Source organism: Streptococcus sp. UMB0029 (assembly GCF_002871495.1).
Classification (GTDB): Bacteria; Bacillota; Bacilli; order Lactobacillales; family Streptococcaceae; genus Streptococcus.
Window position 1 is genome coordinate 1 of sequence record NZ_PNGD01000019.1, and the last position, 17,747, is coordinate 17,747.

The 17,747-nt window shown below is 40.2% G+C and carries 11 protein-coding genes; 2 read left to right on the forward strand and 9 right to left on the reverse strand.

The features are described 5' to 3' along the window. Nucleotides 1-452: 452 nt before the first annotated feature. From rpsR to CJ239_RS11145, 7 genes are all read right to left on the reverse strand, one after another. On the reverse strand, nt 453-692 hold the full coding sequence (rpsR, locus tag CJ239_RS11115; RefSeq protein WP_000068664.1) for a 30S ribosomal protein S18: 240 nt from the start codon (nt 690-692) through the stop codon (nt 453-455). Nucleotides 693-723: 31 nt separating this feature from the next. Beyond that, on the reverse strand, nt 724-1,194 hold the full coding sequence (ssbA, locus tag CJ239_RS11120; protein WP_102211606.1) for a single-stranded DNA-binding protein SsbA: 471 nt from the start codon (nt 1,192-1,194) through the stop codon (nt 724-726). A gap of 11 nt (nt 1,195-1,205) precedes the next feature. Beyond that, a complete protein-coding gene (rpsF, locus tag CJ239_RS11125; protein ID WP_001151786.1) occupies nt 1,206-1,496 on the reverse strand; it encodes a 30S ribosomal protein S6 in 291 nt (96 codons plus the stop codon). Between the two features lie 152 nt (nt 1,497-1,648). After that, entirely contained in the window at nt 1,649-2,992 is a 1,344-nt protein-coding gene (asnS, locus tag CJ239_RS11130) for an asparagine--tRNA ligase (protein WP_102211607.1), read from the reverse strand. Between the two features lie 16 nt (nt 2,993-3,008). Then, nucleotides 3,009-4,187 carry a pyridoxal phosphate-dependent aminotransferase gene (locus CJ239_RS11135; RefSeq protein WP_102211608.1) on the reverse strand — a complete coding sequence of 393 codons (1,179 nt, stop codon included), beginning with the start codon at nt 4,185-4,187 and terminating at the stop codon, nt 3,009-3,011. After that, nucleotides 4,184-4,672 (reverse strand): DUF5590 domain-containing protein, encoded by a 489-nt coding sequence (locus CJ239_RS11140; protein WP_180958280.1) that lies wholly within the window; start codon nt 4,670-4,672, stop codon nt 4,184-4,186. The genes CJ239_RS11135 and CJ239_RS11140 overlap by 4 nt, the downstream gene beginning before the upstream one ends. 187 nt (nt 4,673-4,859) lie before the next feature. Next, the gene (locus CJ239_RS11145) at nt 4,860-6,056 is read right to left on the reverse strand and encodes an MFS transporter (protein ID WP_102211609.1); all 1,197 of its coding nucleotides are present in this window, start codon (nt 6,054-6,056) and stop codon (nt 4,860-4,862) included. A 391-nt stretch (nt 6,057-6,447) separates the two neighbouring features. On the opposite strand from CJ239_RS11145, the gene CJ239_RS11150 reads away from it, so the two are divergent. Further along, nucleotides 6,448-6,996 (forward strand): NADPH-dependent FMN reductase, encoded by a 549-nt coding sequence (locus tag CJ239_RS11150; protein WP_102211610.1) that lies wholly within the window; start codon nt 6,448-6,450, stop codon nt 6,994-6,996. Nucleotides 6,997-7,232: 236 nt separating this feature from the next. Here the strand turns inward: CJ239_RS11150 and CJ239_RS11155 are convergent, their stop codons facing one another. Then, complete coding sequence (locus CJ239_RS11155; protein ID WP_102211611.1) at nt 7,233-15,614, reverse strand: G5 domain-containing protein; 8,382 nt, start codon at nt 15,612-15,614, stop codon at nt 7,233-7,235. Nucleotides 15,615-15,985: 371 nt separating this feature from the next. On the opposite strand from CJ239_RS11155, the gene CJ239_RS11160 reads away from it, so the two are divergent. Beyond that, nucleotides 15,986-17,470, forward strand: a complete 1,485-nt coding sequence (locus CJ239_RS11160; RefSeq protein WP_102211612.1) for a M protein trans-acting positive regulator PRD domain-containing protein — start codon at nt 15,986-15,988, stop codon at nt 17,468-17,470. Nucleotides 17,471-17,527: 57 nt separating this feature from the next. On the opposite strand, the gene yaaA is transcribed toward CJ239_RS11160, so the two are convergent. Continuing rightward, on the reverse strand, nt 17,528-17,747 hold a 220-nt coding region (gene yaaA, locus CJ239_RS11165; RefSeq protein ID WP_142367011.1), incomplete at its 5' end, for a peroxide stress protein YaaA.

The window sequence follows — 17,747 nt, forward strand, 5'->3', positions numbered from 1 at the left end:
CCTGACACGGAATTCCACTGGTTTTTAGGATTTTTATCAGACTAACTTCCACTTCTACTAACAGCGGAACTTCGTTTGGGAATTTAGCCTCTTCGAAAATCAAATTCAAACCACGTCAACGTCGCCTTACCGTACTCAAGTACAGCCTGCGGCTAGTTTCCTAGTTTGCTCTTTGATTTTCATTGAGTATAAGTCCTTTTATGAGAAAAGAAACATGTTTATGAAAAAGCTCCATCATGCTCTTAATGTGTTCTCTTGTTTTCAAACTCACGAAAAAGAGGTCCACCCGGACCTCAACTCACTCTCTCATTTCAAGGCTCGTGAAAAAAAGACCCGTCAGGGTCTTAATTCGCTTTCTTGTTTTCAAGCTCATGAAAAAGAGGTCCACCCGGACCTCAACTCACTCTCTCATTTCAAGGCTCGTGAAAAAAAGACCCGTCAGGGTCTTTTCTTTAATCTTCGTTTACGAAAGGCATCAAAGCCATTACGCGAGCGCGTTTGATAGCTGTTGTTACTTTACGTTGGTTTTTAGCTGAAGTTCCTGTTACACGACGAGGAAGGATTTTCCCACGTTCTGAAACGAAACGGCTAAGAAGCTCAGTATCTTTGTAATCAACATATTCAATTTTGTTTGCTGCGATGTAATCAACTTTTTTACGGCGTTTGAATCCGCCACGACGTTGTTGAGCCATGTTTTTTCTCCTTTATAATTTTAGTTGTCCATTAGAATGGTAAATCATCATCTGAAATATCCAATGGATTTGTTGCTCCAAATGGATTTTCATCACGTGAAAAGTCTGGTACTGAATTTGTAGGCGCTGAATAGCTTGAACTTGGTGCAGAGTAAGCTCCACCTGTATGACCTTCACGCACACTACGGCTTTCCAACATTTGGAAATTCTCAGCCACGACCTCCGTCACGTAGACACGTTGTCCTTGCTGGTTATCGTAACTACGAGTCTGGATACGACCTGTCACCCCGATAAGTGAGCCTTTTTTAGCCCAGTTAGCAAGGTTTTCAGCTTGTTGGCGCCACATAACGACATTGATAAAATCAGCCTCACGTTCACCATTTTGACTCTTAAATGTACGGTTTACTGCAAGAGTAAAAGTCGCAACTGCTACATTTGATGGGGTATAACGTAACTCAGCGTCACGTGTCATACGCCCTACAAGTACAACATTGTTAATCATAGTTTACCTTCTTACGCGTCAGTTTTGACGATCATGTGACGAAGAATGTCAGCGTTGATTTTTGAAAGACGGTCAAACTCTTTAAGAGCAGCATCGTCGTTTGCTTCAACGTTAACGATGTGGTAAAGTCCTTCACGGAAATCTTGGATTTCGTATGCAAGACGACGTTTTTCCCAAGTTTTTGATTCAACAACAGTTGCACCGTTGTCAGTCAAAATAGAGTCAAAACGTGCTACCAAAGCGTTTTTAGCTTCTTCTTCAATGTTTGGACGAATGATATAAAGAATTTCGTATTTAGCCATTGATATGTTCCTCCTTTTGGTCTAATGACCCCAAGACTTTGCAAGGGGTAAGTGAGGTTCGCTCACAATAAACTATTATACTAGAAAACAATTTTTTACGCAAGTAAAAACTCTGGAATTCGAAAAAACGCCACATGGGCGTTTTCCTGTTCTTATGGTTTGATACGGTGCAACATACGTGGGAATGGAATAGCTTCACGGATGTGTTTTGTTCCTGCTGCGAAGGTTACCATACGTTCGATACCGATACCAAATCCACCGTGTGGTACAGTACCGTATTTACGAAGGTCAAGATAGAATTCGTACTCTGTACGGTCCATACCAAGTTCATCCATCTTAGCGACAAGGGCATCGTAGTCTTCCTCACGCATAGAACCACCGATGATTTCTCCGTAACCTTCTGGAGCAAGTAAGTCTGCACAAAGCACGCGCTCTGGATTTCCAGGAACTGGTTTCATATAGAAGGCCTTGATGGCTGCTGGATAGTTCATAACAAAAGTTGGCACACCAAAGTGGTTTGAAATCCATGTTTCGTGTGGTGAACCAAAGTCATCGCCATGCTCAAGGTGCTCGTAGTCAGCATCTTCATCATTCTCATGCTCTTGCAAGAGGTCAATAGCTTGATCGTAAGTAATACGTTTGAATGGCTCTGCAATGTAGCGTTTCAAGAGTTCTGTATCACGTTCCAAAGTTTCCAAGGCTTGAGGTGCACGGTCAAGAACACCTTGAAGAAGAGCTTTTACATAAGCTTCTTGCAAGTCAAGTGATTCATCGTGTGTCAAGTATGAGTACTCTGCATCCATCATCCAGAACTCAGTCAAGTGACGGCGTGTTTTTGATTTTTCGGCACGGAATACTGGACCAAAGTCAAAGACACGACTAAGAGCCATAGCCCCTGCTTCTAGATAAAGCTGACCTGATTGGCTCAAGTAGGCTGGCGTTCCAAAGTAATCTGTCTCAAAGAGTTCTGTTGAATCTTCAGCTGCATTTCCTGAAAGAATTGGGCTATCAAACTTCATGAAGCCATTCTTGTCGAAGAACTCATATGTTGCATAGATGATAGCGTTACGAATTTGCATCACCGCTACTTGCTTACGAGAACGGAGCCACAAGTGACGGTTGTCCATCAAAAAGTCTGTTCCGTGTTCTTTTGGAGTGATTGGGTAATCTTGAGATTCACCGATTACTTCGATGTCTGTAATGTCCAACTCATAGCCAAACTTAGAACGTTCGTCTTCTTTAACAATACCTGTCACATAAACAGACGTTTCTTGGCTCAAGCGTTTGATGACATCAAACTTCTCAAGTCCTACTTCTTCACCAAATTTTTCGACAAAGTTTGGTTTAAAGGCCACACCTTGGAAGAAGGCTGTTCCATCACGCAATTGCAAGAAGGCGATTTTCCCTTTTCCTGATTTATTGGCAACCCAAGCGCCAATCGTCACTTCCTGACCAACATAGTCTTTTACATCGATAATCGTTACACGTTTTGTCATTATTTTTCCTTTTCTTTTATTTTTCCATAAATGCTTTCAAGCGTTTAACTGCTTCTTTAAGCGTGTCTAAGTCTGTCGCATAGCTGAGGCGGACATTTTCTGGCGCTCCAAATCCAGCTCCTGTTACCAAGGCTACCTCGGCTTCTTCTAGGATAGCGGTTGTAAATGCTGTTACATCGCTATAGCCTTTCATCTCCATTGCCTTTTTGACATTTGGGAAGAGATAGAAGGCTCCTTGCGGTTTGACCACTTCAAATCCTGGCACTTTCGCAAGAAGGGGATAAATGGTATTGAGACGTTCTTCAAAAGCCTGACGCATGCTTTCTACAGTATCTTGCTCACCTGATAGGGCCTCAACTGTTGCATACTGGGCTACTGCTGACGGATTAGAGGTTGTTTGACCTGCAATCTTGGACATGGCCGCGATAATGGCTGCTTCACCGACGGCATAGCCAATCCTCCAACCAGTCATAGCATAGGTTTTAGATACACCATTGATGACTACTGTTTGCTTGCGAATCGCTTCAGATAGGCTAGAAATCGGTGTAAACTCATGGCCATTATAGACCAAGCGACCATAGATATCATCTGCTAGGATGAGAATATCATTTTCTACAGCCCAGTTTCCGATTGCCAAAAGTTCCTCACGGGTGTAAATCATACCTGTGGGGTTAGATGGTGAATTCAGCACCAAAACCTTGGTCTTGTCAGTGCGAGCCGCTTCCAACTGCTCTACGGTCACCTTAAAATGATTGTCTTCCTTAGCAGGAACAAAGACTGGCACACCTTCAGCCATCTTGACCTGGTCTCCATAGCTGACCCAGTATGGGGTTGGGATGATCACTTCATCGCCAGGATTGACCACGGCCATAAAGAAAGTATAAAGAGAATATTTGGCTCCCGCAGCGACTGTCACTTGATTTGGCTCTACAGAATAGCCGTAAAAGCGCTCAAAGTAGGTATTGACTGCTGCCTTGAGCTCTGGCAGGCCTGAGGTTACTGTATAAAAAGAAGCACGCCCATCTTTAATCGATGCAATGGCGGCATCTTGGATATTTTTGGGAGTAGTGAAATCTGGCTCACCCAAGGTTAGAGACAGAATATCTCTTCCCTCAGCCTTAAGTGCTTTGGCACGGGCTCCAGCAGCCAAGGTTACACTTTCTTCCATTTCTAAAACACGGTTGGATAGTTTCATAGGCCCTCCTTATTGACCAATGCTCCTGTTTCAAAATCTACTAGATAAAAATCAGCTCCTGACTTGACTTCCCAGATTGGCTTGTCTTGATAACGGCCAAAGGTAATCTTGTCAATCTCGCCAGCTCCTTTTTCCTTAGAAAGAGCTTCTGCTTTTTCTTGTGAAATACCCTGATTTAGCTGATAAACGTAAATCTTATGGTCATCTTTACCAATCAGGACAGAAAGTGCTTCTTGCTGTTTATTACGACCAAGAACGCTGTAATAAGATTCCAAGCCATTATATAAATCAACCTGATCAACCTGCTCTAATCCTGCATACTGCTGAGCTAATTTTTCTCCTTCACTTTTAGCTGTTTGATAGGGTTTCATACCAAGAGAAACCAGGTACAGAAAGGAAGCACTGATAGCCACAAACAAAATCGTCATCCCCAGACCATACTGCCATAGTAGATTATTTTTTGCTTTTTTTTGTCTTTTTTTCACTCGTCTATTTTACCATCTATTGGGCTTTATTACAAGCGAATGCAAGAACAAACCTATATTATTTCTTCCTTCAAAGTAAACCGATTTTTCTTGATTAAAACCGAGCAAGAAAAGTAAAGACAGCTCCAAAATCAACCTATTAAAAAACCTGAGCTTTGGTACTCAAGTTTTCGTAAGTTCTTTTACTTTATAGAATCACTTTATCATCCATTCTTTTAGCCATTTTTCCTAAAAAGATAGCCAGTAGAAGGCTAATCAAGACTAAAAATAATCCTAGATAAAGAAATGTTAGCACAAAGCCTAAATTGTCAATCAACCACCCTGTCAGTGGGAAGAAGACAATCATACTTAGGCTAAACATCATAGAGTAGACACTTAGCATGGTTGCCCTTACTTCACTTGGAAGTCGCTCTTGCAAATCATTGTCAAAAATCGGCTGAAAAAGAGCATATAGAGCATTACTAATCAAATAAACCAAAATATAGATTAGAGGTGTTCCAAAGTAGGACAGCAGGTAGGTAACTCCAGTCAGCAGGACGAGAATAGGGAAAAGCTTCAAGGCAGCATAGTTCTTTCCAATCTTACTCGCTAGATAGACTGCAAGGATATTCAAGAGACTTCCAAGTAGCATAACTGCTGAAATTTGCCAACTACTTAAATCTGGTAACTGATTTTGATAGTAAAAATAAAACATGCACATGAGTGTACCAACAATCTGAGACAAAATCATCCAGTTGAAGAGCATGGGATTTCGCTTCAACTCATCCTTAACAGTCCAAATAATCTGTCTCATAGTCACACTATTAGCTTTTTCTAGCTTGACACTAGGTTCTTTCAGCATCCAAATCAGGAAAAGAACTATGATAGAAGTGGCAATCATGATATAGTAGGTCAGGTGCAATTGGCCATGGACAAAAAATCCCGCCAACACTGTCCCCAAAGACCGAGTTCCTTCTGCTACTCCTGATAGGAAGCTTGAAATGGATAGATAACGCTCCTTTAGTCCAGCCTCTACAGCCGAGTCATAGACCATTGCTGCGCTTGTTCCTGAATCAAAATTGTAAGACAAGGCACTTACCGCCATAGCTAGTGCATAAATCCAAAAATTTCCCTGACCAGCCAACATGAGAATAGAAGAGATAATTCCTGCTATTCGACTTAAATAAAGGTTGGTTTTATAGGAATAACGATCAGCTAACATACCAGATGGAATTTCACAGAGAAGACTGGTAGTATGAAAAATACTCTCCAGAAGTCCAATCTGCCAAAGAGACATGCCGTTTTGACTGAGAAAGAGAATCCAAAAACTGGTAATCCCTAGAAATGCAAAAAACTCAACTCCTGCCATCAGGCCAATATTTTTCCGATAATTTCTTATTAACATCTTTTCTCCTTTAACAAGTGTATTATTATTTCTTTTGTCCGTCACTTGTTAATCTTTGCCTTACATAATCTCCACCCCTTTTAGAAGCATTCTTCAATGCCATTATTTTTCCTTTAATGATTTATGAAATGATACCGGAAAATAGCTGTTCTGCGGTTTCTATTGCGAGTTTTCTTGTTTATTTTAGCACTTATGTCATCATATTACAAGAGAATATAGGAATACTCATCTAAAATCAAATACATTCCAGTCGCAAGTAACTAAAGTTTCTACAATTTTATAATTTTAAAATAAACTCTGAGCAGATTTCTTGCAAGTCCTTTTCTTTTGTTGTAATATACATTATAACAACGAGAGGATTCTCGGAAATTTAAGAAAAAGGAGACACATCATGTCTAAAAAAGTATTATTTATCGTCGGATCACTACGTCAAGGCTCTTTTAACCACCAAATGGCCCTCGAAGCTGAGAAAGCACTTGCTGGTAAAGCGGAAGTTAGCTACCTTGATTATTCAGCCCTTCCTCTCTTTAGCCAAGATTTGGAAGTTCCAACTCATCCAGCTGTAGCGGCTGCTCGTGAAGCAGTTCTGGCTGCAGATGCCATCTGGATTTTCTCTCCAGTCTACAACTTCTCTATCCCTGGTACAGTGAAAAACTTGCTTGACTGGCTATCTCGCGCCCTTGACTTGTCTGATACACGTGGCGCTTCTGCCCTTCAAGACAAGTTTGTCACCGTATCATCTGTAGCCAATGCAGGTCACGATCAACTTTTCGCTATCTACAAAGACCTCTTGCCATTTATCCGTACACAAGTCGTTGGTGATTTCACTGCTGCACGTGTTAACGACTCTGCTTGGGCAGACGGAAAATTGGTTCTCGAAGAAACAGTTCTAAACTCACTCGAAAAACAAGCGGAAGACTTGGTCGCAGCGATTCAGTAAAAAATAGAGAATTTTAAGAATTCTAAATCAATTATAGCCACCTCATAGGGTGGCATTTTTAGACTCAATCAAGATTTTCAGACAAACATCAGCCATCCCAAAAAACCTTGAGCGTTACCACTCAAGGTTTTTAGCAGTCTTTTCCATCATAGGAAAATCATTCTAAGAATATTCTTTCATTCGAGATCTATCACTTATCATCTTCTTTCGAGAAATTAGTGACTGCTTTTGACTGATTAATCTTCTTTTCTTCGACCTACATATAGGCTCAATAGAATACCGCTACCTAGAAGAACAGAGATATAATCAGATTGGCTTCCAGTTTCTGGTAATTTGTCCCCATGGTTTTCTTTAACTGTAGTTGATACTACTGGGTTAGCATTTACTGGAGTTGCTGGTTGAGCCGGTGTTGGTACTACTGGTTGTTCTGGAACCGCTGGTACTGGTTTAACCGATACTTCTGGTGTTGGAACAACTGGAGTTGGTTGTACTGGCACTTCTGGTGTCGGTACATTTGGTGTTGGTTGCGCTGGCACAGGTTTAACCGGTACTTCTGGTGTTGGTTGTGCTGGTACTGTTGGAATATCTAATTCTGGCAATTCATGAACTTCTGGCATTCCTGGCACACTACCGTTGAATTCTGGCAATTCGTAAACTGGTGGCTCTGGCATTGCAAACGTTGCTCTTTCTGGCACATTAGGTGTTGGAGGAACTGGTTTGTCATTTGATGGTGTTACTGGTTTGTCTTGGCATCCACATTTACCATCTTTGCCGTCTTTGCCATCACGTCCATCGCGACCATCTTTACCGTCTTTAACAACTGTTTTTGTCACAGTTCCGTCAGAATTGATGATTGTGATTGTATGACTACCATTTCCATTATCTTCAACAGAAACTTTTGGTGATTTACCATCTTTACCGTCTTTAATCACCATTTCTGTCTTACTTCCATCAGGATTAATGATTGTAACAACGTGAGTTCCATCGTTATTATTTTTAACAGTTACAGTTGGTGAAACGCCATCTTTACCGTCTTTGCCATCTTTGATAATAGATTTGTACTCACGACCATCAGAATCTACGATTGTTAATGTGTGAGTTCCGTCTCCGTTATCAACGATGTTCGCTTTTGGTGATTTACCATCAAAGATTGTAGTTGTCGTTTCTTTACCATCAGTTCCTGTCACCTTAATAGTGTGTGAACCATTGTTGTTATCAATCACTTCAAGTTTTGGTGCTTTACCATCACGAACTGTAGTTGTTGTAGTTGTACCGTCTGAGTTCACAACTGTGATCGTGTGAGTGCCATCTCCGTTATCCACAACCTTAGCAGTTGGTGATTTACCGTCACGAACTGTGGTTTCAGAAACAGTACCATTACCGTTTTCTACACGAATTGTGTAAGTACCATCATGGTTATCAGTAACAGTGGCTACTGGTGATTTACCATCTTTAACGATGGTTTCAGTAGTTGTTCCATCTCCATTTAAAACTGAAATCTTATGTGTTCCATTTTGTTCATCAGTTATAGTAACTTTTGGTGATTTACCATCACGAACTGTGGTTTCAGTTGTCACACCTTCTGGATTTGTAATAACGATTGTATGACTTCCGTCTCCATTATCACGAACTGATGCGGTTGGAGTACGTCCGTCAACACCGTCACGTCCATTTTTCACAACAAACTCATTCTTAGTTCCGTCTGGGTTAGTGATTGTTACTGTGTGACTTCCATCTGGATTTTCTCTTGTTGTAGCTGAAGCAGCTTTACCATCTTTACCATCTTTGATGATAGCGTTCGTTACATTGCCGTCTCCATCCGTCACTTTAACAGTATGAGTTCCATCGTTGTTATCAGTGACTTCAACTTTTGTAGTCTTACCATCTTTACCATTTTTAACAACAGTTTCTTTTGAGCTTCCATCTGGATTTGTTACAGTGATTGTGTGGCTGCCATCTGGATTTTCAGTTGTGGTGATGGTAGCTGTTTTACCGTCTTTACCATCTTTAACTTTAGTAGTTGATTCAGAGCCATCAGGGTTTCTAACAGTAATAGAGTGTGTTCCATCTCCATTATCTGTCATTGTGACAACTGGTGATTTACCATCTGCTCCATTATCACCTTTTTCACCTTTTAGTCCATCAAGAACTGTTGCAAGTGGTTTTGTAGAATCCAATGGTTGACCTGGACGTTCTGGATCTTCCGCAAAAATTTTAGTTTCATTACCTTCTTTTTTAGCAATTAGAGATTTTCCATCTTTACCATTTTTTACATTTACAGTAACAGGATCTTTTCCTGGTGTTGTAATTGTAATATCTGTACTATGTCCATCTGTTCCTGGTTTAGCTGTAACTTCTGGTGTATCTCCTTTTGCTCCTTGAGGTCCTCTTATATTGCCAGTCTTATTCCATGCTCCGTTTTGTTTTTTATAGACATTTCCTGTTGAACTATCAATATAAGTATCTCCATTTTTTCCATCTTTTGGAGTTGGTGCAATATTTCCACTTAAAAGTTCAGATCCATTACGTCCGTCTCTACCACTAGCACCATTTTCTCCATTAACTCCGTTCAATACATCACGTTCACTGATTAATTCATCTACTCCTGGATCGTAATGATTATTTCCATTATTATCAAAATAAACTGTAACATGAGTACCATCTGCGTTATCAGAAGATGTTGCTCTAGAATTAGGATGTTCTGATACTTCATCCGGGTTATTTCCTACACTTCTTCTTGCTCTTCTAAAGGAATCTTCTCCATTAATATATGGTTGTAAATCAATTTTAGGAGTTCGTCCATTGTTACCATTATGTCCATCTAGACCATCTCTAACTGTAAATGTTACTGGTTCTTTTCCTGGTGTTGTAATGGTTACAACTGTACTATGTCCATCTGCTCCACGTTGAGTTGTAACTGTAGGTGTTTGTCCATTTTGACCATTCGCTCCAGTTTCACCTTTAGCTCCATCATGAACAAATACTGTAGTCGGTTGTGAACCATCGTGATTATCGACAGTAATCTCTACTCCCTTATGATCAACTTCTTCCTTACGAGCAGCAGTTACAGTTGGTGATTTTCCGTCTACCCCATCTCTAATTACTGCAAGAGGTCTGTCAGGAGTTAATGGTTGACCTGGATTTGCTGGATCTTCTTGATAAACTTTTGTTTCTTTACCTTCTTTAACAGTGAGCAATGACTTACCATCACGTCCGTCAGCACCTTTAGCTCCATCTTTAATCATTTCAGAACCTAGAAGTTCATCAGTTCCTGGTGTGTATTTACCATCATTGTTTTCATCAGTATAGAAGGTAACAATTGCATGAGATGGATTTCCATTTTTGCCTTCAACACGTAGTAGATCAACTTTTGGAGTTTTGCCGTTTAACCCATTTTCTCCATTCTTCACATTTACAGTAACTGGATCTTTTCCTGGAACTGTAAATGTAATGTCAGAACTATGCCCATCTTTTCCTGGTGTTACAGTTACTTCAGGAGTTTTCCCATCTTCACCTTTCTCTCCGTCTTTAACGATGGATGTTTGAACGAGCGTATCTGTGCCTTCTGTATAGTTTCCATCGCCATCTTTATCGATGTAGAAGGTTAGAGTAGTTTGTTTTTTAGCTTCATCACGAACAGCTTTGACTTTTGGTGTTTGGCCGTCTACTCCGTTTTTAACGATTGTTGTGACAGCTGGGCGACCTTCTGGTTGAGTAATGGTAATCGTATGGCTACCATCATGATTGTCTGTCACTGTTACCTCTGGTGTGAAGCCGTCACGACCATTTTCTCCCTTGTCACCTTTTGGACCTTTGATGTTGCCTGCTTGTTCCCATGCATTGTTCTTCTTAACGAAGACATCTCCTGTGGCAGTATTAACGAAGCTGTCTCCATCTTTTCCGTCTCTTGGTGTTGGATCTACTTTTCCGTTTAATACTTCTTTACCATCACGTCCTGCTTGTCCAGCTGCTCCGTCTTGTCCGTCTTTAACGATGGATGTTTGAACGAGCGTATCTGTGCCTTCTGTATAGTTTCCATCGCCATCTTTGTCAATGTAGAAGGTTAGAGTAGTTTGTTTCTTGGCTTCATCACGAACAGCTTTGACTTTTGGTGTTTGGCCGTCTACTCCGTTTTTAACGATTGTTGTGACAGCTGGGCGACCTTCTGGTTGAGTGATAGTGATGGTGTGTGTGCCATCATGGTTGTCTGTTATGGTTACTTCTGGTGTGAAGCCGTCTTTTCCATTCTCACCCTTGTCACCTTTAGGACCTTTGATGTTGCCTGCTTGTTCCCAAGTATTGTTCTTCTTAACGAAGACATCTCCTGTGGCAGTATTAACGAAGCTATCGCCATCTTTACCGTCTCTTGGTGTTGGATCTACTTTGCCATTTAGAACTTCTTTACCATCACGTCCTGCTTGACCTGCTGCTCCGTCTTGACCGTCTTTAACGATGGATGTTTGAACGAGCGTATCTGTACCTTCTGTATAGTTTCCATCGCCATCTTTGTCAATGTAGAAGGTTAGAGTAGTTTGTTTTTTGGTTTCATCACGTTCTGCTTTGACTTTTGGTGTTTGTCCGTCTACTCCGTTTTTAATTGTTGTTGTGACAGCTGGTCTGCCTTCTGGTTGTGTAACTGTAATCGTATGACTACCATCATGGTTGTCTGTAACACTTACCTCTGGTGTGAAGCCGTCTTTTCCATTTTCACCTTTATCCCCTTTTGGTCCTTTAATGTTTCCTACTTGTTCCCAAGTGTTGTTTTTCTTAACGAAGACATCTCCTGTGGCAGTATTAACAAAGCTGTCTCCATCTTTTCCGTCTCTTGGTTGTGGATCTACTTTTCCGTTTAATACTTCTTTACCATCACGTCCTGCTTGTCCAGCTGCTCCGTCTTGGCCGTCTTTAACGATGGATGTTTGAACGAGCGTATCTGTGCCTTCTGTATAGTTTCCATCGCCATCTTTGTCAATGTAGAAGGTTAGAGTAGTTTGTTTTTTGGCTTCATCACGAACAGCTTTGACTTTTGGTGTTTGGCCATTTTCTCCATTTTTAACGATTGTTGTAAGGGCTGGACGTCCTTCTGGTTGGGTGATAGTAATGGTGTGTGTGCCATCATGGTTGTCTGTCACTGTTACTTCTGGTGTGAAGCCGTCTTTTCCGTTCTCACCCTTGTCACCTTTAGGACCTTTGATGTTGCCTGCTTGTTCCCAAGTATTGTTCTTCTTAACGAAGACATCTCCTGTGGCAGTATTAACGAAGCTGTCTCCATCTTTTCCGTCTCTTGGTGTTGGATCTACTTTTCCGTTTAATACTTCTTTACCATCACGTCCTGCTTGTCCAGCTGCTCCGTCTTGTCCGTCTTTAACGATGGATGTTTGAACGAGCGTATCTGTTCCTTCTGTGTAGTTTCCATCGCCATCTTTATCTATGTAGAAGGTTAGAGTAGTTTGTTTTTTAGCTTCATCACGAACAGCTTTGACTTTTGGTGTTTGTCCGTCTACTCCGTTTTTAACGATTGTTGTAAGAGCTGGACGTCCTTCTGGTTGCGTAACTGTAATCGTATGACTACCATCATGATTGTCTGTCACTGTTACTTCTGGTGTGAAGCCGTCTTTTCCGTTCTCACCCTTGTCACCTTTAGGACCTGGTAATCCTTGAGGTCCTCTGATGTTGCCAATTTGGTTCCAGTTTCTGCCTTCTTTTTTGTAAACATCACCTGTAATTGCATCGATATAAGTGTCACCATCTTTACCATCATTTGCTGTTGGTGTTTTAGGTCCACTTAATAATTCAGCACCATTACGACCATCTGTACCAGAAGCTCCATCTGCACCATTACGTCCATTTGTACCATTCAAAATATCACTTGTACCAATTAATTCATCCACACCTGGATCGTATTTACCGTTACCATTGTTATCATAGTATGCTGTAATACGAGTACCCTCTACTGGTTGTGGTGCTGGTGCTGTAGATGGGGCGTCTGCTAATGCTCTTCTTACTCTTCCGCTTCTTTGATTGTTTAGTCTTACTGCTGCTTCTGCTAAGGCATTTAAGTCAATAGTTGGTGTACGTCCATCTTTTCCGTCTTTTACATTAACAGTTACAGGTTCTTCACCAGGAATAGTAAATGTAATATCAGTACTACGGCCGTCTGCTCCACGAGCAGTTGTGATTTTTGGAGTTTTTCCGTCACGTCCCGCTGCTCCTGTTTCACCACGGTCTCCACGTTCACCTTTTTCACCTTTTTCACCTTTGGCACCATCTGCAATAACGACTTCTTTTAGTTTTGTATCGCCTGCATCGAATTCGTTGTTGTCATTTTGGTCATAATAGAAGATAACGGTCGTTGTTTTATCTGCTTCATTTCTTTGAGTCGCAACTAATGGACTTGCGCCATCGAAACCATCTCTTACAACAGTACTTGTAACATTACCTCTACCATCGTTAATCGTGATAGTATGAGTGCCGTCATCTTTATTATCTTTAACGGTTACAGTTGGAGTTACACCGTCACGACCTGCCTGACCTTGGGCTCCAGTCAGACCACGTTCGCCTCGGTCTCCTTTTTCACCTTTAGCACCTTGGGCTCCTGTTAAACCGCGTTCGCCTCGGTCTCCTTTTTCACCTTTAGTACCTTGGGCTCCAGTTAGACCGCGTTCGCCTTGATCTCCTTTTTCACCTTTAGCTCCTTGGGCTCCAGTCAGACCGCGTTCACCTCGGTCCCCTTTTTCACCTTTAGCACCTTGGGCTCCAGTCAGACCGCGTTCACCTCGGTCCCCTTTTTCACCTTTAGCACCTTGGGCTCCTGTTAAACCACGTTCACCTTGGGCTCCATCTTTAATAGCGATTCTTTGAACAAGTTCATCTACACCTTCTGTATAAACCCCGTTGCCATCGTTATCAAGATAGAAAGTAAGATTATTTGTATCACCGACTTTATTTTGATCAACACGTGGTTTTACTGTATCGATTAGCTCTTTAGCAACACCAATTTGCAGAATACGTGGCTTAGCTTCTTTAGTGACACTATTACTAATTGGCAATCCTAGAATTGTTTCGTTACCAAATCGATGGACTTTATAGGTAATTTGACGTTGTCCTTTTTCACCTTCTCTGACTAATCTAGTTTGGCCTTCTGGCAACTTACTTGTTGGAAGATAGACAGTTTGGAAATCAATGTCTTCTGTAACAGCCTTGTTACTAGAACCACCATTTGGATTGGCATCCAAGTATAGTGGGTTTGCTCTATAATAATAGTTAGAGTTACTGTATGGATCATTGCTAGTAGCAGCACCGCCACCACCTTGATCCACGTTAAAAGTAACAGGTTTCAAACGGACAGACAAATCACCATTTGGATTGTTGATTGGCAAACTGAATCTGATTGTCTGTTGCATACTTGTTTCAGTAGCAGAGGTCATAGTATATCCTGAGTGAGATACAAAGTTGGCACCCTGTCTAATAGGTTTTGATTGCTCTCTTAATCTTGGAGTTGTGATAGTTGCATTTGAAGGATTTCCAAATCCATCCCCTTTATCTAAAATAAAGTTATTATTAACAAATTCACCTGGACCAGAATATTGAATTGTGAAATTCAATCTATTACCTTGACGTACTGTCGTCACATCGTAATGAATTGAATGACCACCACGTGCGTTCCCATAGCCACGAAAACTGTAACTACGACCAGCTTGACTGATATCTGTAAATGCAACTGTATTCCCAGAACCTGAGACAATCGGGTTGGCTGGATTGCTAGAAGCTCTAAAACCACTATGCTCCTTCTCCAAGTCTTCCTTACGGATAGCTGGATTTTGGCGAGCATCAGAAAGGCTTAAACCTGGTTTCAAGATTTCATTAGTTGTTTTTGGAGCTGAAGTCGCTTCTACTTTAGTAACTCTGCTAGTTGGCAAAACAGCGCTATCAAGAACTGAACGATCAGTCGTTGTTGCAGCTGGTTTAGCATCTTCTTTGGCTTCTGCTGCGTCAGCTTTCTTCGCTACAGGAGTTTCTGATACAGTTCCTTTATCGGAGTTAGAACGGAGTTCCAGTCCAATGACAGCTGATTGAATAGATGACTCTGCTGCTGATAATTCAGCTTCAGATGCATCTGCTTTCCCAAGCAAACCTTGACCAGCTTGGATACTTGCTTGCAACTTAGCAGCACTTGCTTCTGTATATAACTTGCTCTCTAGTTTTTTTGCACGCGAAAGAGCCGTTAACAATTTTGATTTATCAACCGCACTTTGATGAGAAACTTCCTTTTTTTCCACTTTAGGCTCTTCAACCTTTTCTACAGTTGCCTTAACAGCTTCAGATTTAGCTGGAGTCACCTCTACTGGATTAACAACAGTTGGAGCAGGGTAGGTAGTTTCTTTCTTAGATGTAGAAACTTCTACTGGTTTAGTAGCTTCTGCTATCTTATCAATAGAAATACTGTTAGTAACTTCTGCATAATGTTCATCTGCTTGTACTGTTTGGGCCTTGGCTCCCGCTCCTAGGACTAAGGCTGTCCCGAGCAAGACACTAGCTGCACCAAAGTGATACTTACGAATAGAAAAACGTTGTTGCATTTTATACCAATCAAATGATTTTCTCTGTGCCTGTTTCATATTCTTTACCTCAATATAATTTTATACTATACAATTTACATCTATTTTTTATATAATTCAATATAGTTTTACAAATTAATATATAGTATTTTTTCCCTCAAGATTCATTTAAATTGTTCTAATCAAAGTGAATTTACTGACAAAAAAATGATTCTCATATTTTAGTACAAATGGTACAGAAAAATAATATAGAGGTAAAAATGTAATCTCAAAATCAATACAAATATTCCAGTAACATTTAATTGCCTTTCTATATTCAATTCATAAATACTGTTTTAAGATCAAATCGGATTATTCTCCATCTTAACAATATCAATATTAGCATTTTTATTATAGACTATGATATAATGAGCTTAGGAGGATAGAACCCTATGAGATCTCTATTATCTACAAAGGAACAACGACAATTACGACTACTTGAAATACTCATTCAGAAACGAGATTGGATACGTCTAAACGAGTTAGCACAAACTTTAGAATGCACCGAGCGTATCCTGAAAAATGACTTAAACGAACTACGAACAGCATTCCCAACTTTCAAAATTCAATCTTCTATCAATGGCATTATGCTAAATCTAGATACAGCGGCAAGTATAGAAGATATTTATATTTATTTCCTCAGTCATTCCCAATCTTTTCAGTTATTAGAATATATGTTTTTTAACGAAGGATTGCCTATTTACCGAACTGTAGAAAAACTGCATTCTAGTAATGCCAATCTTTATCGTTTAGGAAATCGAATCACCACCATTCTCTCGAAACAATTCCAAATTGAACTGTCTTTTACTCCAACATCCCTGAATGGAAATGAAATCGATATTCGCTATTTTTATGCCCAATACTTTTCAGAGCGGTATTATTTTCTAGACTGGCCTTTCCCAGATATTTCTGAAAAAGTCATAACAGAGTTCGCTGACTACTTCTATAAATCCACAAATTACCCAATGCGATTTGCAATCTATAGAATGTATAAGCTGATGCTCGCAATTAGTATTCATCGAGTAAAAAATGGACATTTCATTGATTTACCGAATCATTTTTACCAAGACTACTATCCTGTTTTAATGAATTTACCAGATTTTGAGGACAAGCTTGCATACTTCTCTCAACAATTTGGACTGGAAATGACTCCAGATATTGTGGCCCAAATTTTCATTTCCTTTCTTCAAAATGATATTTTTCTAGATCCACAGCAATTCTTTGATTCTCTAAATAAAAATGATGAATCTCGCTATTCTTATCAGTTATTAAGCCAAATTTTGGAACGATTATCTAAAGCATTTAATATTAAATTTGCTAATCATGATGAACTCATTTGGCATCTGCATAATACAGCTTATTTTGAAAGACAGGAAACCTTTTCAACACCACTCTTATTTGAGCAAAAGGGAATTACACTAGAAAAGTTCAAGGTCTATTTCCCAGACTTTATGGAAAGTGCTCGTCAAGAACTGGCTCAATATCGGCAAGCAATCGGGCAACATGATTATCCTGAACAATTAGAGCACTTGATTTACACCCTCTTCACCCATGCAGAAAATATCACTACTCAATTATTAGCCAATCGACCACCTATCAAGGTTTTGATTATCAGTAACTTTGACCATGCCCTATCCCTCACCTTAATGGACATGCTTTCCTATTACTGTAATAATCGCTTTACCTTCGATATTTGGGATCAATTGGAAACAAGCCCTGATATTTTAAATCAGACAGATTATGACATCATCGTGTCTAATTTCTATATTCCTGGCATCACTAAAAAGTTTATTTGCCGAAACCATCTGTCAATCATGGATTTGGTCAATCATCTTAATACCTTGTCAAATGAGATTCATTTGTCCAACTCTTTATAAGCTAGAAAAAACTCAGCAATACTTTTCCTTGCTGAGTTTTCTTCTTTTATCCTTATTTTATACTTTCTTTACAAAAACCAATTCCTGTGGCTGGGACAGGTCTTCTCTGTAGGCAAATCCTGCAAAGCTTAAGCGACGAGCTTCATCGACCGTCTGTACTTGATTTTCTATCAGGGCCGTTAGGAAGGTACCACGCGCTTTCTTAGAAATAGTTGAATGAATCTTCAGATGACCATCTTTATCCTCCATAAATTTAAAGGTCACCATCTTTTCTCTG

What these genes read in the sequence shown, in the direction of transcription:
- rpsR (WP_000068664.1), bottom strand. Translation starts at nt 692, where the DNA reads ATGGCTCAACAACGTCGTGGCGGATTCAAACGCCGTAAAAAAGTTGAT.
- ssbA (WP_102211606.1), bottom strand. Translation starts at nt 1,194, where the DNA reads ATGATTAACAATGTTGTACTTGTAGGGCGTATGACACGTGACGCTGAG.
- CJ239_RS11160 (WP_102211612.1), top strand. Translation starts at nt 15,986, where the DNA reads ATGAGATCTCTATTATCTACAAAGGAACAACGACAATTACGACTACTT.
- CJ239_RS11145 (WP_102211609.1), bottom strand. Translation starts at nt 6,056, where the DNA reads ATGTTAATAAGAAATTATCGGAAAAATATTGGCCTGATGGCAGGAGTT.
- asnS (WP_102211607.1), bottom strand. Translation starts at nt 2,992, where the DNA reads ATGACAAAACGTGTAACGATTATCGATGTAAAAGACTATGTTGGTCAG.
- CJ239_RS11135 (WP_102211608.1), bottom strand. Translation starts at nt 4,187, where the DNA reads ATGAAACTATCCAACCGTGTTTTAGAAATGGAAGAAAGTGTAACCTTG.
- rpsF (WP_001151786.1), bottom strand. Translation starts at nt 1,496, where the DNA reads ATGGCTAAATACGAAATTCTTTATATCATTCGTCCAAACATTGAAGAA.
- CJ239_RS11155 (WP_102211611.1), bottom strand. Translation starts at nt 15,614, where the DNA reads ATGAAACAGGCACAGAGAAAATCATTTGATTGGTATAAAATGCAACAA.
- CJ239_RS11150 (WP_102211610.1), top strand. Translation starts at nt 6,448, where the DNA reads ATGTCTAAAAAAGTATTATTTATCGTCGGATCACTACGTCAAGGCTCT.